At 68.2% G+C, this 25,879-nt stretch carries 23 protein-coding genes; 12 read left to right on the top strand and 11 right to left on the bottom strand.

Going from position 1 to position 25,879, the window contains the following annotated elements:
* The first annotated feature begins 13 nt into the window (after positions 1-13).
* Together IE271_RS31435 and IE271_RS31440 are read left to right on the top strand one after the other, a co-directional pair.
* On the top strand, positions 14-355 hold the full coding sequence (locus IE271_RS31435) for a WXG100 family type VII secretion target (RefSeq protein WP_190193882.1): 342 nt from the start codon (positions 14-16) through the stop codon (positions 353-355).
* A 65-nt stretch (positions 356-420) separates the two neighbouring features.
* Positions 421-723, top strand: coding sequence for a WXG100 family type VII secretion target (locus IE271_RS31440; protein ID WP_190193883.1), 303 nt, complete (start codon positions 421-423; stop codon positions 721-723).
* A gap of 160 nt (positions 724-883) precedes the next feature.
* Here IE271_RS31440 and IE271_RS31445 read toward each other — a convergent pair whose 3' ends face one another.
* From IE271_RS31445 to eccCa, 8 genes are all read right to left on the bottom strand, one after another.
* On the bottom strand, positions 884-1,504 hold the full coding sequence (locus tag IE271_RS31445) for a hypothetical protein (RefSeq protein WP_190193884.1): 621 nt from the start codon (positions 1,502-1,504) through the stop codon (positions 884-886).
* Between the two features lie 205 nt (positions 1,505-1,709).
* The gene (locus IE271_RS31450) at positions 1,710-2,306 is read right to left on the bottom strand and encodes a hypothetical protein (RefSeq protein ID WP_190193885.1); all 597 of its coding nucleotides are present in this window, start codon (positions 2,304-2,306) and stop codon (positions 1,710-1,712) included.
* The gene (locus IE271_RS31455) at positions 2,284-2,712 is read right to left on the bottom strand and encodes a hypothetical protein (RefSeq protein ID WP_190193886.1); all 429 of its coding nucleotides are present in this window, start codon (positions 2,710-2,712) and stop codon (positions 2,284-2,286) included. The genes IE271_RS31450 and IE271_RS31455 overlap by 23 nt, the downstream gene beginning before the upstream one ends.
* 151 nt (positions 2,713-2,863) lie before the next feature.
* The gene (locus tag IE271_RS31460) at positions 2,864-3,403 is read right to left on the bottom strand and encodes a hypothetical protein (RefSeq protein ID WP_190193887.1); all 540 of its coding nucleotides are present in this window, start codon (positions 3,401-3,403) and stop codon (positions 2,864-2,866) included.
* 60 nt (positions 3,404-3,463) lie between these two features.
* Positions 3,464-5,788 (bottom strand): hypothetical protein, encoded by a 2,325-nt coding sequence (locus tag IE271_RS31465; protein WP_190193888.1) that lies wholly within the window; start codon positions 5,786-5,788, stop codon positions 3,464-3,466.
* A complete protein-coding gene (locus IE271_RS31470; RefSeq protein ID WP_190193889.1) occupies positions 5,788-6,291 on the bottom strand; it encodes a hypothetical protein in 504 nt (167 codons plus the stop codon). The genes IE271_RS31465 and IE271_RS31470 overlap by 1 nt, the downstream gene beginning before the upstream one ends.
* Positions 6,292-6,475: 184 nt before the next feature.
* The gene (locus tag IE271_RS31475; protein ID WP_190193890.1) at positions 6,476-6,727 is read right to left on the bottom strand and encodes a DUF6199 family natural product biosynthesis protein; all 252 of its coding nucleotides are present in this window, start codon (positions 6,725-6,727) and stop codon (positions 6,476-6,478) included.
* Positions 6,728-6,766: 39 nt separating this feature from the next.
* Positions 6,767-10,735, bottom strand: a complete 3,969-nt coding sequence (eccCa, locus tag IE271_RS31480; RefSeq protein WP_190193891.1) for a type VII secretion protein EccCa — start codon at positions 10,733-10,735, stop codon at positions 6,767-6,769.
* A gap of 319 nt (positions 10,736-11,054) precedes the next feature.
* Here eccCa and eccD point away from each other — a divergent pair, with 319 nt between their 5' ends.
* Both eccD and IE271_RS31490 read left to right on the top strand, forming a co-directional pair.
* The gene (gene eccD / locus IE271_RS31485) at positions 11,055-12,563 is read left to right on the top strand and encodes a type VII secretion integral membrane protein EccD (RefSeq protein WP_190193905.1); all 1,509 of its coding nucleotides are present in this window, start codon (positions 11,055-11,057) and stop codon (positions 12,561-12,563) included.
* A 37-nt stretch (positions 12,564-12,600) separates the two neighbouring features.
* Positions 12,601-14,106: an outer membrane protein assembly factor BamB family protein gene (locus IE271_RS31490; RefSeq protein ID WP_190193892.1), complete on the top strand. Its 1,506-nt coding sequence runs from the start codon at positions 12,601-12,603 to the stop codon at positions 14,104-14,106.
* A 53-nt stretch (positions 14,107-14,159) separates the two neighbouring features.
* On the opposite strand, the gene IE271_RS31495 is transcribed toward IE271_RS31490, so the two are convergent.
* Positions 14,160-14,465 carry a DUF397 domain-containing protein gene (locus IE271_RS31495; RefSeq protein ID WP_190193893.1) on the bottom strand — a complete coding sequence of 102 codons (306 nt, stop codon included), beginning with the start codon at positions 14,463-14,465 and terminating at the stop codon, positions 14,160-14,162.
* 305 nt (positions 14,466-14,770) lie between these two features.
* Between IE271_RS31495 and rpsO the strand changes: the two genes are divergently transcribed.
* The 5 genes from rpsO (at position 14,771) to IE271_RS31520 (ending at position 20,258) form a co-directional block, all read left to right on the top strand.
* Positions 14,771-15,058, top strand: coding sequence for a 30S ribosomal protein S15 (gene rpsO, locus IE271_RS31500; RefSeq protein WP_190193894.1), 288 nt, complete (start codon positions 14,771-14,773; stop codon positions 15,056-15,058).
* Positions 15,059-15,391: 333 nt separating this feature from the next.
* Positions 15,392-17,611, top strand: a complete 2,220-nt coding sequence (locus IE271_RS31505; protein WP_190193906.1) for a polyribonucleotide nucleotidyltransferase — start codon at positions 15,392-15,394, stop codon at positions 17,609-17,611.
* On the top strand, positions 17,608-18,987 hold the full coding sequence (locus IE271_RS31510; RefSeq protein WP_190193895.1) for a M16 family metallopeptidase: 1,380 nt from the start codon (positions 17,608-17,610) through the stop codon (positions 18,985-18,987). Before IE271_RS31505 ends, IE271_RS31510 begins: the two co-directional genes overlap by 4 nt.
* 50 nt (positions 18,988-19,037) lie before the next feature.
* Entirely contained in the window at positions 19,038-19,790 is a 753-nt protein-coding gene (gene dapB / locus IE271_RS31515; protein ID WP_190193896.1) for a 4-hydroxy-tetrahydrodipicolinate reductase, read from the top strand.
* 15 nt (positions 19,791-19,805) lie between these two features.
* On the top strand, positions 19,806-20,258 hold the full coding sequence (locus IE271_RS31520) for a tetratricopeptide repeat protein (protein ID WP_190193897.1): 453 nt from the start codon (positions 19,806-19,808) through the stop codon (positions 20,256-20,258).
* 267 nt (positions 20,259-20,525) lie between these two features.
* Here the strand turns inward: IE271_RS31520 and IE271_RS31525 are convergent, their stop codons facing one another.
* Both IE271_RS31525 and IE271_RS31530 read right to left on the bottom strand, forming a co-directional pair.
* Positions 20,526-21,083, bottom strand: a complete 558-nt coding sequence (locus tag IE271_RS31525; RefSeq protein ID WP_190193898.1) for an SCO5741 family PH domain-containing membrane protein — start codon at positions 21,081-21,083, stop codon at positions 20,526-20,528.
* 124 nt (positions 21,084-21,207) lie between these two features.
* Positions 21,208-21,447, bottom strand: coding sequence for a hypothetical protein (locus IE271_RS31530; RefSeq protein WP_190193899.1), 240 nt, complete (start codon positions 21,445-21,447; stop codon positions 21,208-21,210).
* A 264-nt stretch (positions 21,448-21,711) separates the two neighbouring features.
* Here IE271_RS31530 and thyX point away from each other — a divergent pair, with 264 nt between their 5' ends.
* The 3 genes from thyX (at position 21,712) to IE271_RS31545 (ending at position 25,574) form a co-directional block, all read left to right on the top strand.
* Positions 21,712-22,473, top strand: coding sequence for an FAD-dependent thymidylate synthase (gene thyX, locus IE271_RS31535; protein WP_190193900.1), 762 nt, complete (start codon positions 21,712-21,714; stop codon positions 22,471-22,473).
* Positions 22,474-22,862: 389 nt separating this feature from the next.
* Positions 22,863-23,762: a 4-hydroxy-tetrahydrodipicolinate synthase gene (gene dapA, locus IE271_RS31540; RefSeq protein ID WP_190193901.1), complete on the top strand. Its 900-nt coding sequence runs from the start codon at positions 22,863-22,865 to the stop codon at positions 23,760-23,762.
* 126 nt (positions 23,763-23,888) lie between these two features.
* Positions 23,889-25,574: a ribonuclease J gene (locus IE271_RS31545; RefSeq protein WP_190193902.1), complete on the top strand. Its 1,686-nt coding sequence runs from the start codon at positions 23,889-23,891 to the stop codon at positions 25,572-25,574.
* The last annotated feature ends 305 nt before the right edge of the window (positions 25,575-25,879 follow it).

Genomic DNA, 25,879 nt, shown 5'->3' on the forward strand with positions numbered 1-25,879 from the left:
GGGGAGTCCATTCATGGCAGACGGCCAGCGGCTATCAGATGCCCAGGTAGCCAAGCTCGAGCAGGACATCCTGCTGAAGTTCGACTCGATCAAGGGGCAGCTGCACCGCCTGCAGGGGGTCATCGACAGCCTGGAGTCCGGGCAGTGGAAGGGCATCGGTGCCGGTGCCTTCAACACCAAGCAGCACGAGATCAACGTGTCGATGGTGAAAATCGGCAACATCCTCACCAAGTTCGTCGAGGCGATGAGCGCCACCCGCAAGATCAAGGACGGCACCGAGGACGACATCCGTCAGGCGGTGCAGAGCATCAACGTCTACGACGGTGCTCCCAAGTCCAGCATCGACAGCTTCTGAGCTGACAGCTCGGCCGGCCTCCGAGGCCGGACCCATCGCCGCGAACGAAAAGGAGTGAGGCAGGCATGTCTGACAGTGGCTACGGTGAACTTGTAGTCAAGTACGGGGCGCTGGACGCAGCGGCCACCGAGATCGGCAACCAGGCCAAGCAGCTCGAGCAGGACCTGGAAGAGATCAAGAAGATGGTCGCCAGCGTGGCGTCGGGCTGGGAGGGCGAGGCCCACACCACGTACACCGAGCAGCAGGCCGCGTGGGACAAGGAGGCCCGGAACATCCACCAGGCCCTGGTGTCCATCGCACAGGTCGTGGGCCGCGCCGGCGGCGACTACATGGGCGGCGACAAGAAGGCCGCCAGCTACTACCTGTAAGCCGGGCGGAAACGAACGAACCATCGGGGTGGACGCGCACGGGAGGCGCCCACCCCGGTAGTTTTTGTCGATGTGCGATTTTTGAGGCGAGGTATGTCCTTCAGCGGCAAGGTCTCCTGGTCGAAGTGGGCGATTGACTCACGCGCGCTCAGCGCGGCGTTTACCCATTGACGTTGGACGGAATATCGCATTTAGCCTTGCTGTGCGCGTACGAGGCCGCGCTCTTTACCAGATCGATGAGCCGGGTGCGAGCCGCCTTCTGATCGGTCTCCTTCTGCCGCTTCAGTTCGACAGAAACGCTGATGTTGTACTGCCCGCCCGGAATCTTTCCGGCAGAGGCGCACGGCAGGAATAGACCTGCGAATCGATCAGAGGCGATGGCTGTATCACCGGCTTCGAAGGGCGTGAGCGAGCGGACGGAGGCGTCGTTCGTGGCGGTCCCCTTCAGCCAATGTGCCCAGTCTTCCTTCGGCTCGTTCGCCATCATTCTCGCTTCTGCGACAAGCAGTTGCTCACCATCTCCGGAGACGAAGCAGCTTGTTTCGTATGTGTCGTCCGCATCGTCGGTGCGAAGACTCGCCGCCCTGTCGTCGAAAGTGTACGACTCCTTGTCGGGCAACAGCTTTTCTAGACTACTGACGGCGCCGGACTGAGAACCAAGGGACGCGCACACCTCAGAAGCCTTGATTTCGCCCTTCTTTTCGAAGGGAGGAAGGGAGAAAGCATAGAAAATTCCGGCAAGTAGAACCAGTGCGAGGACACCTCCGCAGGTGAGCAGCATCTTGGGGCGGGTGGGTATCAACTTCCAGTTCTCCGTCCGAGTGGCCTGGGGGTTCCCTGGCTGTCGAGGTACTTGCGGATCTCGGCCGCCGCGCCGCTGAACCCAGCCTCTGCTGAGGCCGTCACCGCGGCTTCGATCAGCGGACAACGGTGAGCAGAGTTCTCTCGCTCAAAATTTGGCGATTTCAGTCGCGGCAGGGCAGCCTCTACTTGCCTTGCAGGGGTCCCGCCGTGCATGCTTCGGAGGCTTCGATCTCCTTGGTGAATGAGGCGATGAGACGCTTCATGGCGTCGGCATCCCTGTGTTCTGACCCTTGTGCCTGCACTGCGGTGTACAGCTCCTGTTTGTGCCTGCGATCGACGCAGTCCTGGGTCTTTCCGAAAGCCTCGGAGTCGGAGAAGCGAAACCGGCCCGCATCTGCTGAGTGCTCCGGGGCTTCAAGGCTCTGGCCGGCGGAGAAATAGGCTGTGGTCTTTCCCTCCTCCAACCATGCGAGAGTGGTGGTCACAATGAGCTTGTCATCGACGACGACCTCACAGTTCTTGACCCCTGAGTAGGGCTTTTTCCTGACGGTTATCCTCTTTCCTGGCGGCAGGAAATTGGCAAGGTCATCGGTGTCGATGGCTGTTCCGCACAGACTGCGCGGAAGAGTGTATTCGCGTTTCTGATCACTGCCACTGCATCCTGAGGGTGCTGCGGAAAGAACGGCAACGGTGACTGCCGCGGCCGCAGTGGGGCGCCCTGGAAAGTTGCGGCGACGGTGTACAAGCATCTTCTGCTCAGTTTTCGTGAAGGCCGTCATGCGCACTTTTTCTCTTCTGTGCCCGCTTGGTATAGCCGACAATCAGACGCTCTATTGCGTCCTCGTCTTCTCTATCCTCTGCGAACATCTGCAGAACGGTGAACAGAGGTTGGTCCGGGTGAGATCTATCGATGCAATCCTGAATTTTGCTGACGGTCTCAGTTCCCGAGTAGAGGTAACGCTTATCGTCCGTCGCTTGCGCAGGATTGGCCTTGGTCTGGGCGGAGGCGACCTCGGTGGCGTCCGCTTCGGCGTCCCGCCATACTCGGTCTGCAACGAAAGCAATTTTTCCGTCGACGCTGACTTTGCATCGCTCGGTTCCGCCGCTGGGAGATTCCTGTTGCTGAGAAATCTCTTTCCCGTTTGGAAGGGGGGCAGCAGATCGGGATTCACGCTCGCACCGCACAGTGACTTCGGTAGCGTGTACTCCCGTGTCTCATCCTTCGAGCAGGCTGATAGTTCGGTTCCCGCAATGATGAAAGTGTCCAGGAGGGCACCGCTGCTAAGTCCGAGCGAGGAGCGGATTAAGGGTCTATTGGCCATCCTGCCAGCCAGCGTCACTGACAAGCACTCGAACGTCCAACCGCTTTAGTGTAAGCCGCGATAAGTTTTTGCATGGTTGATTCATCGATTTTGTTCGACGAATCGGCTCGTATTGTAGTGTACAACGCCTGATCCGGATGGTCAGGGTTTGTGCAGGATTTAACTCGCCCTACGCCGCCAGTACGCGAGTAAATATATGTGCCGTCATCAGTCGGCTCGGCCGAATCAACCTCAGGATTTCCCTTGGCCACGTCAATGATATCGTCCCCGCCTTCCCACCACTCTTCGCTTGCAATCAATGCCATTTTGCCGTCAACGTTTACTTGACAGCGTTTCAGATTAGGGGATGGGTTCTTCTCCTGAATTTCGATCCGTTCTCCCGAGGGAAGAAAAGGGGCAATCAGGTTCTGATCCACTGAGACGCCGCACAAGGCCTTGGGCGTATCGTACTCTTTCTTATCTGTTGGTTCCGAGCAGCTGGTCAGTATGCCGATTGCAACGATGATTGTTGATGCCTCCATGGCTCGTCGGGCGATCAAGTGAATGCCTCTCATGTGCGGGGAAAGTAATACCTGGGAAGGATTTGGTCGTGTCACTACCGTGCTTCTATCTGGTCAGATATTCGTCAGAAGTTCTGGGCCTACCCGTTCCATATAATCACCGGCGCTCAAGAAGCCCTTGCGCGACTCGTTCTCAGCCCAGGTGGCTATATCACCCTGATGTGCTAGGCCGTGTGCCCTTGCAGCCTCTGCTGCGGCCCTTCGGGTGTACTTCAAGTTGTTGTCCTGTCCGTTCTCCCAGTTCTCGCCCATCTGGGCGCCGGCGTTGTCCTTCTCGCTGCCTTCCGCATCCTTGAAAATCTGTTCCAGGACTACGCTGGTGACGGTCCCGGCGGCACCGCCGACACCGGCTCCGACGGCAGGGCTGGCGATAAAGGATGTGCCGACGCCGACCCCGGTGCCGATAGTTCCCGAGATGACGTTCTTCCACTGAGAGACTGCGTGGTCGTAGTCCTCGTCTTTCACGTCGGCGGGTCCTGCAATTGCCTGGTTCCGTCCCATGGCCAGAGTCCCGGATACCTCGCCCGAGTGACCTGCGATATCTCGAACCGTCAGTTCCAAGTCGTGATCTGGGCGCCTATTCTCCGCTAGATCTGGATTCAGATGGTAATCCATCAAGTCGGACATGTATTTCTTCTGCGCCACCTCGACTGCCGCGTACCCTTCTGGGTTCTGCCCGACTGCGAAAAGGAAGCGAGACACATCGCGGTGGTTCATTTCGGCAGAAGATCCAACAACGGGATAAAGCTTTTCAACCCGTTCCCGCTGGCGTTGCCCTTCCCAGTCACTCTTGTCCGGGTTTAGGTCCGTATCTGTTGCTGCACGATTTATGTCCGAAAGATACTCTGAAGCGATCTGCCCCATGCTGTCCGACATGTAGCTGTGGTCTGTGAGGCGCTCATTATTGTCGGAGACGGAAGCCACGATGCTTTCGAACAGCTTGGTCTGCCCCTCATTGTGAGCACGAGTGTCTGCGGTGGGCAGCTCACCCGCCGGATGCCCCGTAGTAGCAGCCTCCAGGGCCATCGCCAGGTTGTTCCGGCCTGCGATGCTGTCCTCGCCCTTGTCGTCCTGGTCCACAGGCCAGTCCCGCTCCTCGAAGAGGTACTCGAAGTTCGACAGGGACCTCTTGACCTCCTTGCCGTCCTTGTTCTTCTCGGTGAAGTCGTGGTCCTCGTCCTTCGTCAGGAACGAGTCGTTGAAGAACTCGGTGGCGGCGTCCGGGCTGTTCGACAGGGCCCTCAGATACCCGGTCATAGGGTCCCAGCCGGAATCCGTGCCGGTGCGGTTCAGCATCGGGTCCGAGGGGATGTACTGCCAGGCGCCATGACGGCCGTTGCTGGTGGCCTTCTTCTCCGTCTCGATCAGCTTGTCGCCGTAGCCGGTGAGGAACCGGTCGTCGTAGTCGCCCCAGCGCATCAGGTTGGTCATGACCTGGGCGCCGAGCACAGGGCTGTTGCGATTGATGGGCTGGTCGACCATCTCGATCATCTTGTACTTCCACTGGCTCATGTCGGCCGAGTCGCTCTGCGACGCGGTGGCCAGGGTGAGGCTGAGGTTCTTCTGCAGATCGTCGAAATGGTCTCCCCGCTTTTGGGTCAGCTCCCAGGCGGCTCCCGGCTGGTTGATGCCGGCCCAGAAACCGAGCGTGCCCTCGGCCCCCAGCTTCGTCGCGAATTCCTCCGCGAACAGATCGTCGTTCGCGTACTTCTTCAGGCCCGCGTTGAGCTTGTCGAATTCCTCGACCGTCAGGTCCTCAGGCTTCTTCTTCGCCAGGGCGGCCAGGTCGTCGGCGGCCTTGAGGGCGTCCGCCGCCTGGTCCCGGTCCGAGTAGCTCGCGTCGGAGAAACCCAGACGGCTCTGGTCGACCAGGGCCTGGAGCACCTTGTTGGCCGAGTCGTCCCGTTCCGTCGCCTCGTTGAGGATCTTCTGGATTTCGTCGCGCAGGGCGGTGACATCGCTCTCGCTGTGCTCGGGGACCGTCGTCCCCTTCGCAGCGCGGTCGGGGTGGATGTTCATCGTCACGGTGAACCCACCGCCCCCGGTGGTCGTCACCGTCAGGTTCTTCTTCAGACCCCGGTCGATGGCGTCCTCGAGTTTCTTCTTGTAGTCCTTCAGCTCGTCACGCACGTCCCTGAGGATGTTGCGGATCGATGTCGCCTGGGTGTGGGCGTCCGCGAACTCGCCGGCCGTCTTGCCGATGAACTCCCTGGAGACCGTGGCGTTGTAACCCGCCCATTCGGCCTTGTCGGCTGCGCCTTTGAGGCCTTTGCCAGCGGCCTCCTTGAGGTCGTCGAGGTCTTTGACCATCGACGTCCAGTCCTCGACGGCGTCGTCCAGCAGCTTGAAGTTGGCGAAACGGAGCGCGTCGAGGTCCATCACTTGTCCTTCTTGTCGTCCGCGTCTCCGTACACCGGGTTCTTGTCGCCCGGAGCACCGACCCTTTCGTCGAAGCCCTGGTCCAAGGTGTCGATACTGCTCATCTGGCGCTGGATGTAGTGGTCGTTGTCCGCGTGCAGGGACTTGGTGACCCTCATGTGGTTCGAGATGTGTGCACACGCGTCCCTGAGGGAGGCCAGCTGTTCGTCCCATCGGGTCGCGACGTGCTTGAGTCCGCCGCCCAGCGCGAATCCTTGCGTGCTGAGGTCACCCGCGGCCTTGTCACTGCTGGGGAGTGCCTTGCGGCCCCTGTCCCAGAGGTCGTTGTACAGCGTGAACGCGTGCTCACCGATCTTGGCCAGGTCGCCCTGGGTCACTGTGAGATCGCCGTACCGGGAGGGCAACGGCGGGGCGTTCCCGCCGGGCTCCAGCTGGTTCAGCTGCATCTGCGTCGACTGGTCCGCCGCCTGCGTCTTCAGTTGCTCCCACTCGTCCCACGCCATCGGCGCGCTCCTTCCCCCGTGTCACTCCCCCCGGGTCCGCGCCCGGGACGATCGTGTTCCGATCAGCGTATTGACGTACGCCCGTGTCCTGGCCGTACTGCTCAGACCTTTCACAAGAGATCCGGTACGGCGGGTCCGGTGCGACCCCACGTCAGGGGCATCGCACCGGAGCGCCCCGGCCCTCTCAGTCCTCGAGACCACCGGACTCGAAGTAATCAATATTGGTGAACCACCACACGGCCATGACCACCATCACCGCAGCCATGACCAGCAGGAGGACGCGCCGGCCCCGGTAGCCCGCCTCCGAGGGCTCGTTGGCCTCGGGGTCGCTGAACCGGCGGGCCTGGAAGCGCCACCACAGCGCCTTCTGGTCCGCCAGGCCCATGCCGCCGAGCCAGACCGCCAGGAGCAGCATGAAGATTCCGACACCGATCATCAGCGTGCGCCTTCCTCGAGCATGTCCCCGGTGGGCATCTCAGTACGTCTCCTCCGGCATCAGGCCCGTCTGCACCAGCGGCTTGCCCCGGCGGCGAGAGACGAAGACGCCCCGGCCCGTCGGCATCGGCCGCGGCCGGACACCGCCGATGATGTCTCCCTCGCTCGGGTCGCCGGCCAGGACGAGGCCCTGCGCGCCCAGCTCCTTCATCCGCTGGACGAACGGCTCGTAGGCGGCGCGCCCGGCGCCCGCGGTGGAGCGGGCGATGATGAAGCGCACGCCCACGTCACGGGCGAACGGCAGCAGCTCGGTCAGGCCCCCCAGCGGGTTCCCGCTCGACGTCGACACCAGGTCGTAGTCGTCGACGATCACGTACACCGTCGGTCCCTGCCACCAGCTGCGGTCCCGCAGTTGCTGGGCGGTGACCTCGGCCGTGGGCGAGCGGCGCTGTATCAGGTTGGCCAGCGCGGTCATGTGGTGGTCCATGGCGTTGGACATCGGGATGTACTCCGCCAGGTGCGAAGCGGGGGCCGCGTCCAGCAGCGAGCGCCTGTTGTCGACCACGAACAGCTTGCACTCGTCGCCCGAATAGCGCTCGGTCAGCTGCTTGATGAGCAGGCGCAGCAGGTTCGACTTGCCCGACTCGCTCTCGCCGAAGACCAGGAAGAACGGGTCCTGGTCGAAGTCGAGGAAGACGGGTTCGAGGTTGTCCTCGTCGAGGCCAAAGGCCACTCCGCGCCGCGGGAAGCGGTCGCCCCGGGGCAACTGCTCGGCAGGGAGCCGGCGCGGGAGCAGGCGGACCTCCGGCGCGCCCGGGGCCTGCCAGTGGCGGGAGACCTCCGCGACCAGCGCCGAGGTCGCGTCCGGCAGGTCGGTGTCCGAGGTGACGCCGTCGATGCGCGGTACGGCGGCCATGAAGTGCAGCTTCTGCGGCGACTGGCCGCGGCCGGGCACGCCCGTGGGGACGTTCGCCGCCACCTTGCGGTCCAGCTCGGAGTCCATCGTGTCGCCGAGCCGCAGCTCCAGGCGGTTCATCAGGTGGTCCTTGAGGTTCGCGCGGACCTCCATGGACCGTGACGCCGTGAGGACCAGGTGGATGCCGTAGCCGAGGCCACGCGCGGCGATGTCCAGGACCGCCGGTTCCAGACCCTCGTAGTCGGTGCGGAAGTTCCCCCAGCCGTCGATGACCAGGAAGACGTCACCCCAGGGCTGGTCCGCGACCGCGATCTGCCCGCGGGCGCGCCGGGTGCGGTAGTCCGCGATCGAGGCGATGCCCGCCGAACGGAAGTACTCCTCGCGGCGTGTCATCACGCCGTACACCTCGGAAACCGTGCGCCGCACCTTCTCCGGGTCGAGACGCGAGGCGACGCCACCCACGTGCGGCAGCCCGGCGATCGCCGCCATACCGCCGCCACCGAAATCGAGCCCGTAGAACTGCACCTCGTACGGCGTGTGCGTGAGCGCGAAGGACGAGATCAGGGTGCGCAGCAGCGTCGACTTCCCGGACTGCGGGCCGCCGATGATCTGCATGTGGCCCGCCGCGCCCGAGAAGTCGACCCACAGCGGGTCGCGACGCTGCTCGTACGGCTTGTCGACGAGGCCGACGGGGACGACGAGGCGCCCCGCTCCCTCGTATCCGGGCTGGGTGAGTCCCCGGCCCTGGACCGCCGTCAGGTCCGGCAGCAGCCCGTCCAGCGCCGGCGGGCTGTCCAGCGGCGGCAGCCACACCTGGTGGGCCGCCGGGCCCTGCGACTCGAGGCGGCGCACGATCACGTCGAGGACCGTGTCCGCCAGGGCGTCGTCCGTGGTGGAGGACGTCTCCGGGCGCTGCTGCGGTACCGCCGAGTACTGCACCGGCACTTCGGCCGCCGTGAACACCACAGGTCGCCGGTCCACCGGCAGGGGTCCGCCCGCCTGCGCGGTCCGCGCCGAGCCGGAGCGGTACACGCCGGAGACGTACGCCGCCTTGAAGCGCACCATCTCGTCCGTACCGAACTTCAGGAATCCGGAACCGGGGACGTTCGGCAGCTCGTACGCGTCCGGGACGCCCAGCGCGGCCCGCGACTCGGCGGCCGAGAACGTCCGCAGGCCGATGCGGTACGACAGGTACGTCTCCAGGCCGCGCAGCCGGCCCTCCTCCAGGCGCTGCGAGGCCAGCAGCAGGTGCACGCCCAGCGACCGGCCGATGCGGCCGATCTGCACGAACATCTCGATGAAGTCCGGCTTCGCGGTCAGCAGCTCGCTGAACTCGTCGATGACCAGGACCAGGGACGGGATCGGCTGCAGCGGGGCACCGGCCGCGCGCGCCTTCTCGTAGTCGTGGATGTTGGCGTAGTTGCCCGCGTCGCGCAGCATCTCCTGGCGGCGGTTGAGCTCGCCGCGGATGGAGTCGCCCATGCGGTCGACCAGTGTCAGGTCGTCCGCGAGGTTGGTGATGACGGCTGCCACGTGCGGCATCTGCGCCATGCCGGCGAACGTCGCGCCGCCCTTGAAGTCGGCGAGGACGAAGTTCAGCGTCTCGGAGGAGTGCGTGACGGCGAGACCGAGCACCAGCGTGCGCAGCAGCTCCGACTTTCCGGAGCCGGTGGCGCCCACGCACAGGCCGTGCGGGCCCATGCCCTCCTGCGCGGCCTCCTTGAGGTCCAGCATCACGGGTCGGCCGTCCTCGCCGACGCCGATCGGCACGCGCAGCCGCTCGGCCAGCGAACGCGGCCTCCAGGTGCGCTTGGTGTCCACCGACGCGGCGTCCCCGAGGTTCAGCAGGTCGGTGAACTCCAGATTGGCGAGCAGCGGTTCGTCGTCGTCGCCGCCCGACGCCATGCGCAGCGGGGCCAGCTGACGGGCCAGGGCCTCGGCGGACTCGGGGGAGAGGACGTCCGGAACGCCCTCGTAGACGACGCCGTGGGCGGACTCCAGGTGCAGCGCCTCCGGCCGGACGACGACGGAGAGGTCGCCGCCGGCCCCGGTGAGCTCGCCGGGCACGACCTCGATGACGGTCACGCCCTGCAGCCCCTCGGCCGAGGCCAGGACGGAGTCGGGCAGGAGCGACAGGCCGTCGAGCACGACGACGATGTGCGGCTCCTCCAGGAGCGGGTCGGCGTTCGGGTGGAAGCGGGGACGGCCGGTCAGCCGGGAGGCGAGCAGGTCCTCCAGCTCACGGGTGTCGCTGCCGATGAGACGGCGGCTGCCGGCACCGTCGACCGCGCCGGGCGCCTGCACGTGCGGCAGCCACTTCGCCCACTCCCAGTGCGGCAGGGCCTCACGCCCCGCCGCCACCACGATCATCAGGTCCTCGGGGGAGTGCAGTGAGGCCAGCGAGCCGGTCAGAGCGCGTACGGAAGACCGCACCGACCGCGGTTCACCGCTGACCGTGACGTGGTAGAAGGCGCGCAGCGAGACCGCCATGGGCAGGTCGTCCAGCGTGCTGTGGGTGGCGACGAAGCGCTGCATCGCGCCCGCGGTCAGCGGTTCCAGCTGGTCCACCGGGCCGGTCTCGGGGCTGACGAGCGACGTGGCGAGCGGCTGCGGACCGAGGCCGATGCGCACCTGGGCGAAGTCCTCGTCGCCCGGGCGCCGCTCCCACACCCGACTGCCCTCGGCGACGAGCGCCCACAGCTGCTCGGGGGAGGGGTGGAGGTAGTACTGGGCGTCGCGCTGCGCCTTCGCGGTGTCCACGGCCGCGCGCCGGGTCTGCGACAGGTAGCTGAGGTAGTCACGGCGCAGGTCGGCCAGCTGTCCCTGGGAGCCACGCCGGAAGCGGACCACCATCGCGATGGACATGGCCACCGTCGACGCGATCATCACCATGCCCATGACCTTCATGAACGGCTGCCCGCTCGTGAAGAAGAAGACCACCGAGCCGCCCATGCCCAGGGTCGGCAGCAGTTGCATCAGGACGCTCTCCTGATTGCTCCGCGGCAATTCGGGCGGAGGCTGCAGAAAAACGTCTTCCGTGGGCACTTCGGACGGCAGCGCCCTCGGCGGGCGCTTCACGACGATGTGGCTCACTGCTCACCCAATCCCTTGCCGGCCCAGGGTCCTCCGCCCGCCGCCCCGTGTCAGGCGGACGTGGGCCGCCGCGTGATCCTACTGACTTCATACGGGACCGGTGAGCGGTAAGGTGCCGGATGTTCGCGTGAGCACACGCGGCCAGGCCGGACAATCACGGCATTCCATGTGATGTGGAGGCGCGCGGAGTTCCTTGACGCACCGTGCGGGCCGCGGTCCCGCACCTCGTGGGGGAGCGGCGGAGCGCACAGGAGGAACGGGCGCAAGACCTTCACATCACGGACGCGCAACCATCACTGAGGGGGAGCAGCAGGTGAGCATGACGGCCTCCGCGGCGGCCGCCGGGGCCGCCGGTCCCGGCACCGGAGCCCCTTCCGGGGCGGGCACGGGACTCGGTTTCTGCCGGGTGACCATCGTCGCGCCGGACAGCCGGATCGACGTGGCGCTGCCCGACGACATCCCGGTCGCCGACATCTACCCGGAGATCCTCCGGCTCTCCCAGCAGAGCCCCGCCGAGGGCGCGCCGGTCGGCTACCACCTCGTACGCCGCGACGGCACGGTCCTCGACAGTTCCCGTTCCTTCGCCGCCCAGCGCATCCTCGACGGCGAACTCCTCACGCTGAGGCCCTTCGCCGAGTCGCTGCCGCCCGCCGTCTTCGACGACGTGTCCGAGGCCGTGGCCTCCGCGGTCACCCGCGAGCGTGCCCTGTGGAGCGGGGCGTTGACGCGTGGCGCCGGCCTCGTCGGCGGAGGCGTCCTGCCGGCGCTGCTCGCCTTCGTGGCCTGGACCGCCGATCCGCGGCACGACATGCACAGCCTGCCGGGCATCCTCGCGGCCGTCGCCGGCGTCCTCCTGGTGGTCCTCGCCGCCGTACGCGCACGGGTCTACGACGACCGCGCCTCGGCGATCGCGCTGGGACTCGGCGCCCTGCCGAACATGGCGGTGGCGGGCTCCGGACTGCTCCCCCTCGCCGACGGCCAGGGCGTCAGCAAGCTGCAGTTCCTCCTCGGCTGCGCGGCGGTGCTCGTGGCCTCGGTGGTCCTCACGCTCTGCTCGCCGCGCGGCGACGGCCCGTTCGTGGCCTTCGTGTTCGCCTCCGCCATCGGCCTGATCACCGTGTTCGTGGCGATCCTCGCGCACTGGACCCCGACCGAGACGGCCGCGCTGTGCGCCCCCGTGGCCGTGGGTGCCCTGGCCTTCCTGCCCGGTCTCTCCCTGCGCTTCGCCCGCCTGCCCATCGGCTTCGACCCGCCGAGCAACACCCAGCGCAGCGCGTACGGAGCCGAGCCCGCCGCACCGGAACCGGTCGACGCCGAGCGCATCGAGGCGCAGGCCCGCCGCGGTCACGAACTCCTCGTCGGTCTCGTGGGCGGCTGCGCGCTCGTCGCCGTCGCGGCCTGTGCGGTGCTCGGTTTCTCCGACGACGTCTGGGGTCAGCTGCTCGCGTGCGCGACCGGCGTCGCGCTGCTGATGCGCGCCCATCTGTTCCGGTACACGGCGCAGGTGGCCCCCGTGCTGGCCGCGGGTCTCGCCGCCCTCGTCCTGCTCGGCCTCGGGCTGGCTCTCAATCCGCCGCAGTCCCTGATGCGCGAGGCCCTGGCCGGCGACCGTACGGCCCTGGACATCCGGACCGTCTGGCTCATCGCGGTGATCGCCGCGGCCGCCGCCCTCGTCACCATGCTCGGCCTGATGCTTCCGAAGGGTGGGATCACCCCCTTCTGGGGCCGTTTCCTGGAGATCGCCGAAGGGTTCGTCCTGCTCACCCTCGTGCCGCTGGCCCTCGCGGTCTTCGACGTCTACGCGTCCGCCCGCGCCATGACCAGCTGAGAGGCCCCGTTCCGTGAGCTTCGGCCCGCCTCCTTCCATGTACACGCAGTCCGCCCTGGCCGCGGACGGCCGGCAGAGGAACCACCGCAAGAAGGTGTTGTTCCTCGTCGTCGGAGCACTTCTGGCCGTCCTGCTGGGCGGGGGTGCCTGGCTGTTCCTGCCGGCCTCCGGTGACTCCGACGGGACGTCGGACAAGTCGGCGGCCGCCGCCCAGGGACGCCTCGACGTCAGGGAGACGGTCGAACGGCGGCCCGCGAATGTCGCGGGAGCCATGGCCTTCCGGTTCTCGGTCGACGACATGAGCCCCGGCGAACGGTACGAGATGCCCGGCATGTGGGCCACGGACAAGATCCTCGCCAAGGGCATCAACAGGACCCTCGTGGGCTTCCGGATCGGCACGGACGCGGCCGTGGGCGACGAGGAGTGGAACCTCCGCCTCTCCGGTCCTCTCTGCGGTGTCACCCGGCGTGTGACCGTCGAGAACCGCACGGCGGTGCTCTTCAAGGAGGACGACGCCCAGGGCGCGCTCTGCGACCGGCTGGCCTTCGTCGACCTCGACACGGGCGAGAAGCTCTGGGAGACCGGCCTGCCCACTTCCGGGCTCGGCACCGTCTCGGACCCCGCAGAGTACCAGAGAACGCCCAGCGTGACCCTGACGCGCGCCACGGTGGTCGTCACCTGGGGCGGCGGTTCGGACGCGTACGACATGGACCGCGGCAAGCGCCTGTGGCGCAGCACGGCCGGCGAGTGCGCGCACATGGGCGCGGCCGGCGGGCGGGCGCTGCTGGTCCGGCTCGAGTGCCGGGACGCCGGCGCCGGGCCCGGCTCGTCCGACGCGCTCACGTACAAGGTGCGCGAACTGGACCCGCGCAGCGGCGGGACGCGGTGGACGTACTCGGTGGCCCGGCACGTCAAGGACGTCCGGCTGGTGTCGGCCGACCCCGCCGTCCTGGCCACGTCGGCGGGCGACGCCGAGGTCACGGAGCTGATCTCGCTGGACGGCCGGGGCGGGCACCGGGCGACGATCGCCCTCAGGAGCGGGCAGTACCTCGGTGAGTGCACCGATGAGACGGACCGTCTCAGCGTCGAGGACTGCCCGACGATCGTCGTCGGTGCCGGCCAGGTCTTCCTCCGCAGCAAGGAAACGGGCGATCCGCACACGGCCAACTGGATCGTGGGATTCGACCTCGCCACGGGCAAAACCGTGAAGAAGTTCGAATCAGGGCAGGATCAGTTGCTGTACCCCCTACGGATGAGCGGCGACCGGCTGCTCGCCCTGCGGGAGAGCGGCGACCACATCTCGCCGATGGGACTCGTCGCCCTGGATCCGGACACCGGCGAGGAGACGCCCTACCTGTACTTCGACCTGCCCGTCGAGGGATGGACACTGACGGACATGCAGGAGAGCGACGTCCTCGTCCAGGACGGGCGGCTGTTCTTCGGCGTCAAGGCCGCGACCGGCCCCGACAAGGGCAAGTCCTGGCAGTGGCTGGTCCTGGGCGTCGAGAGCGCCGCACGGAGCGCCGGGTCCGCCGCGAGGTGAGGCGGTCGCTCCGCCTCGCCCGCCCGGGTCGGGACCGGGACGGTGGGCGACCGTCAGCGCGCAGAGCCCCGGTCCGCTCCGCCGTCGCCCGACGCCGGCTCCAGATCGAACTCCCCGTCCCGCGCCCCCAGCACGAAGGCGCGCCACTCCGCCTCCGTGTACCTGAGCACCGTGCCGGGGTCCAGGGACGACCGCATGGCCACCGCTCCCTCGGGCAGGTACGCGATCTCGACCCGCTCCTCGTGGGCCTCCGTGCCCGGCGCGCCGTGCCACTCGACGTCCGAGATGTCGAGCGCGTACAGCTCGTCCCTCTCCCGCTCCTTGCGAGCCCTGACGTCCTTGTCCTCTGCCTCGGCCATGCGAAGCGACCCCTTCCCGGCACACGGAACGATCCGAACGATCTGCGGGTCCAGCCTAGTGGCCGGGGCCTGCCCGACCAGGGGGATCCCGGGGCCCGGGCCGGGAGGTCCCACCGGGCTGGTACGCTGTGTGACGGCCGTATGTGTACGCACCCCCGGACCCCGCCGGAGGCGCTCCGTCAGGAGTCGTCCAGGGAATCTGGAGGTCGCGCCCAGCGGATCCCCGCCTCCCGAGTCACGGAAGCTCCCCTGAGAAGTGGACCAGGGGCACTCGGTGGCCATCAAGAAGACTACGAGGAGTACGCGTGTCGCTCGACGCCGCCACGAAGAAGCAGATCATGTCCGAGTTCGGTACCAAGGAGGGCGACACCGGCTCCCCCGAGGTCCAGGTCGCGCTGCTGTCCCGCCGCATCTCGGACCTGACCGAGCACCTCAAGACGCACAAGCACGACCACCACTCCCGTCGTGGTCTGCTGATCCTGGTCGGTCAGCGCCGCCGCCTGCTGCAGTACCTGGCCAAGAAGGACATCCAGCGCTTCCGTACGCTGGTCGACCGCCTCGGCATCCGCCGCGGTGCGGCGGGCGCCCGCTAAGACGCCGTGAAGGGAGCGGTTCCCACTCAGAGGGGGCCGCTCCCTTTGCTGTACGTGCGGAGTGTCACCACCCCTTTGTAGGGTGGTAGCACAACGGCATACGTACGACGCGGCGCGGGTACCGCGACAGAGCACGGCGATGACGTGCGACACCGCGCCGCACCAGGAGGAGCGCACCTCGCCGCCGGTCCTCGGTAGTGGCCCCCGGGAGGACACCGACCCCCGGGTGCTTCGATCGAAGACCGGCCCGAACAGACGGAGCGCTTCTCCGCCCCAGCCCTCCCGCCACACGGGCAGGTGGGCGAAAGACGAAAAAGTATGGAGAAAACGCTGGTGGAGAACGAGACCCACTACGCCGAGGCCGTCATCGACAACGGCTCCTTCGGCACCCGCACCATCCGCTTCGAGACGGGCCGCCTGGCCAAGCAGGCCGCCGGTTCCGCCGTGGCGTACCTGGACGACGACACCATGGTGCTGTCGGCGACCACCGCCTCCAAGAACCCCAAGGACCAGCTCGACTTCTTCCCGCTCACGGTGGACGTCGAGGAGCGGATGTACGCCGCCGGCAAGATCCCCGGCAGCTTCTTCCGCCGTGAGGGCCGCCCCTCCGAGGACGCCATCCTCACCTGCCGCCTCATCGACCGCCCGCTGCGCCCGTCCTTCAAGAAGGGCCTGCGCAACGAGATCCAGGTCGTCGCCACGATCATGGCGCTCAACCCCGACCACCTGTACGACGTCGTCGCGATCAACGCCGCGTCCGCGTCCACGCAGCTGGCCGGCCTGCCCTTCTCCGGCCCGATCGGCGGCGTCCGCGTCGCGCTGATCAACGGCCAGTGGGTGGCCTTCCCGACGCACACCGAGCTCGAGGACGCCGTCTTCGACATGGTCGTCGCGGGCCGCGCCCTGGAGGACGGCGACGTCGCGATCATGATGGTCGAGGCCGAGGCCACCGAGAAGACCATCCAGCTCGTCAAGGGCGGCGCCGAGGCGCCCACCGAGGAGGTCGTCGCCGCCGGTCTCGAGGCCGCGAAGCCCTTCATCAAGGTGCTCTGCAAGGCCCAGGCCGACCTCGCCGCCAAGGCCGCGAAGCCGACCGCCGAGTTCCCGATCTTCCTCGACTACCAGGACGACGTCCTGGAGGCGCTCACCGCCGCCGTGCGCACCGAGCTCGCCCAGGCGCTCACCATCGCCGGCAAGCAGGAGCGCGAGGCCGAGCTGGACCGCGTCAAGCAGCTCGCCGCCGAGAAGCTCCTGCCGGAGTTCGAGGGCCGCGAGAAGGAGATCTCCGCCGCGTACCGCTCGCTGACCAAGTCCCTGGTCCGCGAGCGTGTCATCAAGGAGAAGAAGCGCATCGACGGCCGCGGCGTCACGGACATCCGTACGCTCGCCGCCGAGGTCGAGGCCATCCCGCGGGTGCACGGCTCCGCGCTGTTCGAGCGTGGCGAGACCCAGATCCTGGGCGTCACCACCCTGAACATGCTCCGCATGGAGCAGCAGCTCGACACGCTGTCGCCGGTGACGCGCAAGCGCTACATGCACAACTACAACTTCCCGCCGTACTCCACCGGTGAGACCGGCCGCGTCGGCTCCCCGAAGCGCCGCGAGATCGGCCACGGCGCCCTCGCCGAGCGCGCGCTGATCCCGGTCCTGCCGACGCGCGAGGAGTTCCCCTACGCGATCCGCCAGGTGTCCGAGGCCCTCGGCTCCAACGGCTCGACGTCCATGGGCTCGGTCTGCGCCTCCACCATGTCGCTGCTGAACGCCGGTGTGCCGCTGAAGGCCCCGGTCGCCGGTATCGCCATGGGCCTGATCTCCCAGGAGATCGAGGGCGAGACGCACTACGTGACCCTCACCGACATCCTCGGTGCGGAGGACGCCTTCGGCGACATGGACTTCAAGGTCGCCGGCACCAAGGAGTTCGTCACCGCCCTCCAGCTCGACACCAAGCTGGACGGCATCCCGGCCTCCGTCCTGGCCGCGGCCCTCAAGCAGGCCCGCGACGCCCGCCTCCACATCCTCGACGTGATGATGGAAGCGATCGACACGCCGGACGAGATGTCCCCGAACGCGCCGCGGATCATCACCGTGAAGATCCCGGTCGACAAGATCGGTGAGGTCATCGGCCCCAAGGGCAAGATGATCAACCAGATCCAGGAGGACACCGGCGCCGAGATCACGATCGAGGACGACGGCACCATCTACATCGGTGCCGCCGACGGCCCGGCCGCCGAGGCCGCCCGCGCCACGATCAACGGCATCGCCAACCCGACCATGCCGGAGGTCGGCGAGCGCTACCTGGGCACCGTCGTGAAGACGACGACCTTCGGCGCGTTCGTCTCGCTGCTCCCGGGCAAGGACGGTCTGCTGCACATCTCCCAGATCCGCAAGCTCGCCGGCGGCAAGCGCGTGGAGAACGTCGAGGACGTCCTCGGCGTGGGCCAGAAGGTCCAGGTCGAGATCGCCGAGATCGACTCGCGCGGCAAGCTCTCCCTCATCCCCGTGATCGAGGGCGAGGAAGGCGACGAAGAGAAGAAGGACGACGCCGACAAGTGACGTCCCACGGCTCCAAGGCGACGGCCCGCACCTCTTCGGAGGCGCGGGCCGTCGCCCGTACCCAAACCCTCATCAAGGGCGAGAACGGCATCGGCACGGTCCGCAGGACCGTCCTCCCGGGCGGCCTGCGCGTCGTCACCGAGACGCTGCCCTCCGTGCGCTCGGCCACCTTCGGCATCTGGGCGCACGTCGGCTCGCGCGACGAGACCCCGGCGCTCAACGGCGCCACGCACTACCTGGAGCACCTGCTCTTCAAGGGCACCTCCCGCAGGAGCGCGCTGGACATCTCCGCCGCGATCGACGCGGTCGGCGGCGAGATGAACGCGTTCACGGCGAAGGAGTACACGTGCTACTACGCGCGTGTACTGGACACCGACCTGCCGCTCGCCATCGACGTGGTCTGCGACATGCTCACCGGCTCGCTGATCCGCGAGGAGGACGTCGACGTCGAGCGCGGCGCGATCCTCGAGGAGATCGCGATGACGGAGGACGACCCGGGCGACTGCGTGCACGACCTGTTCGCGCACACGATGTTCGGCGACACCCCGCTCGGCCGCCCGGTCCTCGGCACGGTCGACACCGTCAACGCCCTCGACGCCGACCGCATCCGCCGCTTCTACAAGAAGCACTACGACCCCACGCACCTGGTCGTCGCGGCCGCGGGCAACGTCGACCACGCCAAGGTCGTGCGCCAGGTCCGCGCCGCCTTCGAGAAGGCGGGCGCCCTGCGCGACACGGGCGCGGTGCCGATCGACCCCCGGTCCGGCCGCCGCGCCCTGCGCACCGCGGGCCGTATGGAGCTGATCGGCCGCAAGACCGAGCAGGCGCACGTCGTCCTCGGCATGCCGGGCCTGGCCCGCACCGACGAGCGCCGCTGGGCCCTCGGCGTGCTCAACACCGCGCTCGGCGGCGGCATGTCCTCCCGCCTCTTCCAGGAGGTCCGGGAGAAGCGCGGCCTGGCGTACAGCGTGTACTCGTACACCTCCGGCTTCGCCGACTGCGGCCTGTTCGGCGTCTACGCGGGCTGCCGTCCGAGCCAGGTGCACGACGTGCTCAAGATCTGCCGCGACGAGCTCGACCACGTCGCCGAGCACGGCCTGTCCGACGACGAGATCGAGCGGGCCATCGGCCAGTTGTCCGGTTCCACCGTCCTCGGCCTGGAGGACACCGGTGCGCTCATGAACCGCATCGGCAAGAGTGAGCTGTGCTGGGGCGAGCAGATGTCGGTCGACGACATGCTGGCCCGGATGGCCGCCGTCACCCCGGACGAGGTCCGCGAGGTGGCACGCGACATCCTGGGACAGCGGCCGTCGCTGTCGGTCATCGGCCCCCTGAAGGACAAGCAGGCCGCGCGCCTGCACGAAGCGGTCTCCTGAACCCCGGGCCGTCCGAGTCGTCGATCAACTCCCCGAAGGAATTCACGTCAATGAGCAAGCTGCGTGTGGCGGTCCTCGGTGCCGGGGGCCGCATCGGCTCCGAGGCGGTGCGGGCCGTCGAGGCCGCCGAGGACCTGGAACTGGTGGCCGCCCTCGGCCGCGGCGACTCCCTGGAGACGCTGACCGCCGCCGGCGCCCAGGTGGTCGTCGAGCTGACCACCCCCGACTCGGTCATGGACAACCTCGACTTCTGCGTGCGCCACGGCATCCACGCGGTCGTGGGCACGACCGGCTGGACGGACGAGCGCCTGAACCAGTTGAACGGGTGGCTCGCCGAGTCCCCGCAGACGGGTGTGCTGATCGCGCCCAACTTCTCCGTCGGCGCCGTCCTGACCATGATGTTCGCGCAGGTCGCGGCCCCCTACTTCGAGTCCGTCGAGGTCGTGGAGCTGCACCACCCGAACAAGGCCGACGCCCCGAGCGGCACCGCCGCGCGCACGGCCCAGCTCATCGCCTCGGCGCGGGAGAAGGCCGGCACCCCGGCCCAGCCCGACGCCACGGCGACCGCGCTGGAGGGCGCCCGCGGCGCGGACGTCGACGGCGTGCGCGTCCACTCGGTGCGGCTGCGCGGTCTGCTGGCCCACCAGGAGGTGCTGCTCGGCGGCGAGGGCGAGACCCTCACCGTCCGCCACGACTCCCTGCACCACCGCAGCTTCATGCCGGGCATCCTGCTCGGCGTGCGCCGCGTGGTGACGACCCCGGGCCTGACCTACGGCCTGGAACACTTCCTCGACCTCGGCTGAGCGAGACCCCGGAACATGCGCGCGAAGATCACGTACGTCGTCACGGCCGCCGTCCTGGTGGTCTACTTCGTCCTCGTCGGCAGCCGCGGGGTCATGCTCATCGAGACCGGTACGCCGGTGACGGTCGCCCTCGGCGCCGCGGTGCTCGTCCTGCCGCTGATCGGCCTGTGGTTCCTGTGGAAGAGCACCCAGTTCGTCCGCCGGGCCAACCAGCTGGCGGCCGAACTCGACGCCGAGGGCGGCCTGCCCGTCGACGAGCTGAGGCGGACGCCGGCCGGCCGCATCGACCGTGACTCGGCCGACGAGGTCTTCGCCCGGCGCAGGGCCGAGACGGAGGACGCCCCGGACGACTGGCGCACCTGGTTCCGGCTCGCGGTCGCCTACCACGACGCCCGCGACACCCCGCGCGCCCGCAAGGCGATGCAGCACGCGATCGCCCTGCACGACGGCAAGCCCGTACGGGCCTGAGACGGCCCGCAGGAGCTCGTTGAGGCGGGGCCCGGCGCGCGGGGCCGAGGGCACGCGACGGCGGCCGAGAGGCGTAGTACGGCGCGGCCGTCGACCGCGGGCGGAAGGCGCACGGGGCATGGCCGTCGTGGCCGGGGACGTGGGCCGGCGGCCGGAGCGGGAGGCGTACGAGGCAACCGTCGGCGGGAAACGTGCGCCGACGGCCGAGGGGCCGGTCCGCATCACGCGGACCGGCCCCTCGGCCGTGTGTACGGAAGGCTCCGCGCCTCAGCCCGGCCTGTGCTCGTCCGCCCAGACCTCGACGGCGTCCGCCGCCCGGTCGAAGGCCTCGGGGCGCTCCAGGAAGTCGGCGTTGTGCGTGGTCAGCAGCGGCGGCACGTCCTGCGGCGCCCGGCCGTGGCGGGTGAGGACCAGGGCCTGCCCCTGCACCGTGCGCGGCAGCCCGAGCCAGCGCACCGGCTGCTGGACGGTGCGGACGGACCGGACCTGCGCCCACGGCACCGTGCGCGTGGTGAGGAAGGAGATGTGGCGCAGCCCCTGCGAGCTCACCCACACGCCCATGCGCAGCAGGCGCAGCGCGCAGGCGATCACGGCCAGCGCGATGCCGAAGCAGACCGCGGCCGAGCCCAGGGGGCCGGCCACGGCGATGATCACCGCGGCGAACAGCACGTAGGAGGCGAGCAGCAGCACGAGCGCCGCCGCGCCGACGCGCCAGGGCCCGGGCCGGTAGGGGCGGCGCCAGCGGTCGCGGTCGGCGAACGGCAGCGCCGTGTCGTCCGCCGCCTCGTCGAAAACGCGGTCGGCCGTCAGGAAGGGCAGGGGCACGACTGATCCTCACTCGATCCACGCCGGGACAGTGCCCGGTGAGGCTATCGAGCCGTGACCCCGCTCACCACCCTTGGGGGTCCCAGGGGGGTCCCGTCGGGCCATTCGGGGACGGAACCCGAGGTCAGCGTCGGTCGGACGCCTCGGAGTGCTGCGTCGCCACGGGCGACCGGTCGGGCGAGAGGGCGGGCATCCCGAAGATCAGGGACCCCACGAGCCCGGCCACCACGGTGAGCCCGATGAGCGAGCGCCCCGCGATCTGGCCGGCGGTGGCGCGCTCGCGCGGCGGGGGAGCGACATTGCTGCGGAACTTGTCGGCTTCGGCGATGAAGGCGAACGGAACAGGCTCGCGCCGACGGAACATGGGTGGTGCTTCTCCTCTGGAGGTGCGAAGGGACGGATGGGTCTCGTAGGTCTCGTACGGAACCGGTGCCCCGACCGAAGCGGCCGACCCGTACGTACCACTCTCATCTGTACAGACGAGCGAATGCTTCAGGACGTGCCCGTTTCTCCGAACTTCGCAGAGGTTCGACGGGTTATGTCGACGCCGCTCTCGTAAACCTGTGCATAACCCCCCGAAACGGCGACCCGCATGTCGGCCGTAAAGTGGGCGCCGCCCGAGCCTGTGATGGGAAGGACCCCTCGAACCGTGAGCGACGCACCCGCCGCCGACAACAAGCCCAGCTTCCGCAGCGACGTGACCGTGGAGCTGGTCAAGCACAGCGCGGCCGACACCGACGTGCTGTGGGCCGCCCGCGTGTCCACGGCCGGCGAGCAGTCCCTGGACGAGCTGCAGAAGGACCCCGAGCGCTCCAAGGGGCTGATCAACTACCTGATGCGCGACCGGCACGGCAGCCCGTTCGAGCACAACTCGATGACCTTCTTCGTCAGCGCCCCGATCTTCGTCTTCCGCGAGTTCATGCGGCACCGCGTGGGCTGGTCCTACAACGAGGAGTCCGGGCGCTACCGGCAGCTCCAGCCGGTCTTCTACGTCCCCGACACCTCCCGCAGGCTGGTCCAGGAGGGCCGCCCCGGCAAGTACCGGTTCGTGGAGGGCACCCAGGAGCAGCACGAGCTGGTCGGCCGCACCATGGAGAACTCCTACGCGCAGGCCTACGAGGCGTACGAGGAGATGCTGGAGGCGGGCGTCGCCCGCGAGGTCGCCCGCGCGGTGCTCCCGGTCGGCCTCTACTCGTCGATGTACGCGACGTGCAACGCGCGCTCGCTGATGCACTTCCTCGGCCTGCGCACCCAGCACGAGCAGGCCGCGGTCCCGTCCTTCCCGCAGCGGGAGATCGAGATGGTCGCCGAGAAGATGGAGGCGGAGTGGGCGAAGCTCATGCCGCTGACCTACGCGGCGTTCAACGCCAACGGGCGCGTGGCCCCGTAGCGGCCGCCGTCCCGCAGGCCCGCCGGCCCGTCAGGGCTCGTCGCCCGGCAGGACCCACCGCCCCGCAGAGGCTTGAGTTCCGCGGGGTTCCCGGGCCGCGAGGGGCTCCCGGGCCCTGCGGGGTCCCGTGCTCCCCGGGGTGTGTCACGCCGCGGGACCCGTCGCCCTTCACTCTGTCGTTTCGTACGGCACAGATGTACGCATCAGCCTTGCGAAGTGTCCGTATTGCGGCATTTCGAGAACGTCATCTAGCCTGATCAAACGGACCCGGCACTGTCTGAACCCCCGAGCAGGCAGTGCCGGGCTCCACCCTTGTGACCGTCTCTGTGCCGACTTGTCGCCTCACCCGAGGGCAGACCCCGCCTTGAGCAGCGAGTAGCGTGTTACCCATGGCTCCGACCTCCACTCCGCAGACCCCCTTCGGGCGGGTCCTCACCGCCATGGTCACGCCCTTCACGGCGAATGGCGCACTCGATCTCGACGGCGCGCAGCGGCTCGCCGCCCACCTGGTGGACGCCGGCAACGACGGTCTGGTCGTCAACGGCACCACCGGCGAGTCCCCGACCACCAGCGACGCGGAGAAAAGGGATCTCGTCCGGGCCGTGGTCGAAGCCGTCGGCGACCGCGCCCACGTCGTCGCGGGCGTCGGTACGAACGACACCCACCACAGCATCGAGCTGGCGAAGGAGGCCGCGCAGGCCGGCGCCCACGGCCTGCTCACCGTGACGCCGTACTACAACAAGCCCCCGCAGGAGGGCCTGTACCGGCACTTCACGGCCATCGCCGACGCCACCGGGCTGCCGGTCATGCTGTACGACATCCCCGGCCGCAGCGGCGTCCCGATCAGCACCGAGACCATCGTCCGGCTCGCCGAGCACCCGCGCATCGTCGCCAACAAGGACGCCAAGGGCGACCTCGGCCGCGCCAGCTGGGCCATCGCCCGCTCCGGCCTCGCCTGGTACTCCGGCGACGACATGCTGAACCTGCCGCTGCTCTCCGTCGGCGCGGTCGGCTTCGTCTCCGTCGTCGGCCACGTCGTCACGCCCGAGCTGCGCGCGATGGCCGAGGCCCACGCGAGCGGCGACGTGCAGAAGGCGCTGGAGATCCACCAGAAGCTGCTCCCGGTCTTCACCGGCATGTTCCGCACCCAGGGCGTCATGACCACCAAGGCCGCGCTCGCCCTCCAGGGTCTGCCCGCCGGTCCGCTGCGCGCGCCCATGGTCGAGCTCTCGCCGGAGGAGATCGCCCAGCTCAAGATCGATCTTGCCGCCGGCGGGGTACATCTCTGACACCAGACTTCACAACTGAAGACGCAGGGCCCAGGCGCCTGCACCCCACACACAACTGCTTTTGCACGAACGTCACGCGCGCCACGTGCCACGAAGGCACGTGGCGCGCGTGGTGAGGAGAGTCTTTTGAGTCATCCGCATCCCGAACTCGGCCCGCCGCCGAAGCTCCCCCAGGGCGGCCTCCGGGTCACCCCGCTCGGTGGCCTCGGCGAAATCGGCCGCAACATGACCGTCTTCGAGTACGACGGCCGCCTCCTGATCGTCGACTGCGGGGTGCTCTTCCCCGAGGAGGAGCAGCCCGGAATCGATCTGATCCTGCCGGACTTCACGTCCGTCCGGGACCGCCTCGACGACATCGAGGGCATCGTGCTCACCCACGGGCACGAGGACCACATCGGTGGCGTCCCCTACCTGCTGCGCGAGAAGCCGGACATCCCGCTGATCGGCTCCAAGCTGACCCTCGCCCTCATCGAGGCGAAGCTCCAGGAGCACCGCATCCGCCCGTACACGCTCGAGGTCGCCGAGGGCCACCGCGAGCGCATCGGCCCCTTCGACTGCGAGTTCGTCGCGGTCAACCACTCCATCCCGGACGCCCTCGCGGTCGCCATCCGCACCCCCGCGGGCATGGCCGTCCACACCGGCGACTTCAAGATGGACCAGCTGCCGCTGGACGGCCGGCTCACCGACCTGCACGCGTTCGCCCGGCTCAGCGAGGAGGGCATCGACCTCCTCCTCGCCGACTCCACCAACGCCGAGGTACCGGGCTTCGTCCCGCCCGAGCGCGACATCTCGAACGTACTGCGCCAGGTCTTCGCGGGCGCCCGCAAGCGGATCATCGTGGCGAGCTTCGCCAGCCACGTCCACCGCATCCAGCAGATCCTGGACGCCGCGCACGAGTACGGCCGCCGGGTCGCCTTCGTCGGCCGCTCCATGGTCCGCAACATGGGCATCGCGCGCGACCTCGGCTACCTGCGCATCCCGCCGGGCCTGGTGGTGGACGTCAAGACCCTGGACGACCTGCCCGACCACGAGATCGTGCTCGTCTGCACCGGGTCCCAGGGCGAGCCCATGGCGGCCCTGTCCCGGATGGCCAACCGGGACCACCAGATCCGCATCGTCGCGGGCGACACGGTGATCCTCGCGTCGTCCCTGATCCCGGGCAACGAGAACGCGGTCTACCGCGTCATCAACGGCCTCACCCGCTGGGGCGCGAACGTCGTGCACAAGGGCAACGCCAAGGTGCACGTCTCGGGCCACGCCTCGGCCGGCGAGCTGCTGTACTTCTACAACATCTGCAAGCCCAAGAACCTGATGCCGGTCCACGGCGAGTGGCGCCACCTGCGGGCCAACGCCGAACTCGGCGCCCTCACCGGCGTCCCGCACGACCGCGTCGTGATCGCCGAGGACGGGGTCGTGGTCGACCTCGTCGAGGGCAAGGCCAAGATCGTGGGCAAGGTCCAGGCCGGATACGTGTACGTCGACGGCCTCTCGGTCGGCGACGTCGGCGAGCCCGCGCTCAAGGACCGCAAGATCCTCGGCGACGAGGGCATCATCTCGGTCTTCGTGGTCGTGGACTCCTCCACGGGCAAGATCACCGCGGGTCCGCACGTCCAGGCGCGCGGCTCCGGCATCGAGGACTCGGCCTTCGCCGACGTCATCCCGAGGGTCGCCGAGGTACTGGAGCGGTCGGCCCAGGACGGGGTCGTCGAGCCGCACCAGCTGCAGCAACTCGTCCGCCGCACCCTCGGCAAGTGGGTGTCGGACAACTACCGCCGCCGGCCCATGATCCTGCCGGTCGTGGTCGAGGTCTGAGCACCTCACCGGTGTGGCTCCGGAGCGGGGCGCCCTCGATTTGCATCGGGGCGCCCCGCTCCAGTACGTTTGCGGCTCCGCCAGAGGGGAACCCGACAGCTTCGGCGCGTCGGACGACTCTCCGAAGGGGTGGAAATTCCGACTCAGAACCTCTGATAAAGTCGGAGTCGCCGGAAAGGGAAACGCGAAAGCGAATACCTGGAAAGCACCGAGGAAATCGGATCGGAAAGATCTGATAGAGTCGGAGACGCAAGACCGAAGGGAAAGTGCCCGGAGGAAAGCCCGAGAGGGTGAGTACGAAGGAA

Source organism: Streptomyces minutiscleroticus, assembly GCF_014650875.1.
GTDB classification, from domain to species: Bacteria; Actinomycetota; Actinomycetes; order Streptomycetales; family Streptomycetaceae; genus Streptomyces; species Streptomyces minutiscleroticus.

What these genes read in the sequence shown, in the direction of transcription:
- IE271_RS31435 (WP_190193882.1), top strand. Translation starts at nt 14, where the DNA reads ATGGCAGACGGCCAGCGGCTATCAGATGCCCAGGTAGCCAAGCTCGAG.
- IE271_RS31440 (WP_190193883.1), top strand. Translation starts at nt 421, where the DNA reads ATGTCTGACAGTGGCTACGGTGAACTTGTAGTCAAGTACGGGGCGCTG.
- IE271_RS31445 (WP_190193884.1), bottom strand. Translation starts at nt 1,504, where the DNA reads ATGCTGCTCACCTGCGGAGGTGTCCTCGCACTGGTTCTACTTGCCGGA.
- IE271_RS31450 (WP_190193885.1), bottom strand. Translation starts at nt 2,306, where the DNA reads ATGACGGCCTTCACGAAAACTGAGCAGAAGATGCTTGTACACCGTCGC.
- IE271_RS31460 (WP_190193887.1), bottom strand. Translation starts at nt 3,403, where the DNA reads ATGAGAGGCATTCACTTGATCGCCCGACGAGCCATGGAGGCATCAACA.
- IE271_RS31465 (WP_190193888.1), bottom strand. Translation starts at nt 5,788, where the DNA reads ATGGACCTCGACGCGCTCCGTTTCGCCAACTTCAAGCTGCTGGACGAC.
- IE271_RS31470 (WP_190193889.1), bottom strand. Translation starts at nt 6,291, where the DNA reads ATGGCGTGGGACGAGTGGGAGCAACTGAAGACGCAGGCGGCGGACCAG.
- IE271_RS31475 (WP_190193890.1), bottom strand. Translation starts at nt 6,727, where the DNA reads ATGATCGGTGTCGGAATCTTCATGCTGCTCCTGGCGGTCTGGCTCGGC.
- eccD (WP_190193905.1), top strand. Translation starts at nt 11,055, where the DNA reads ATGACGGCCTCCGCGGCGGCCGCCGGGGCCGCCGGTCCCGGCACCGGA.
- IE271_RS31490 (WP_190193892.1), top strand. Translation starts at nt 12,601, where the DNA reads ATGTACACGCAGTCCGCCCTGGCCGCGGACGGCCGGCAGAGGAACCAC.
- IE271_RS31495 (WP_190193893.1), bottom strand. Translation starts at nt 14,465, where the DNA reads ATGGCCGAGGCAGAGGACAAGGACGTCAGGGCTCGCAAGGAGCGGGAG.
- dapB (WP_190193896.1), top strand. Translation starts at nt 19,038, where the DNA reads ATGAGCAAGCTGCGTGTGGCGGTCCTCGGTGCCGGGGGCCGCATCGGC.
- IE271_RS31520 (WP_190193897.1), top strand. Translation starts at nt 19,806, where the DNA reads ATGCGCGCGAAGATCACGTACGTCGTCACGGCCGCCGTCCTGGTGGTC.
- IE271_RS31530 (WP_190193899.1), bottom strand. Translation starts at nt 21,447, where the DNA reads ATGTTCCGTCGGCGCGAGCCTGTTCCGTTCGCCTTCATCGCCGAAGCC.
- thyX (WP_190193900.1), top strand. Translation starts at nt 21,712, where the DNA reads ATGGGAAGGACCCCTCGAACCGTGAGCGACGCACCCGCCGCCGACAAC.
- dapA (WP_190193901.1), top strand. Translation starts at nt 22,863, where the DNA reads ATGGCTCCGACCTCCACTCCGCAGACCCCCTTCGGGCGGGTCCTCACC.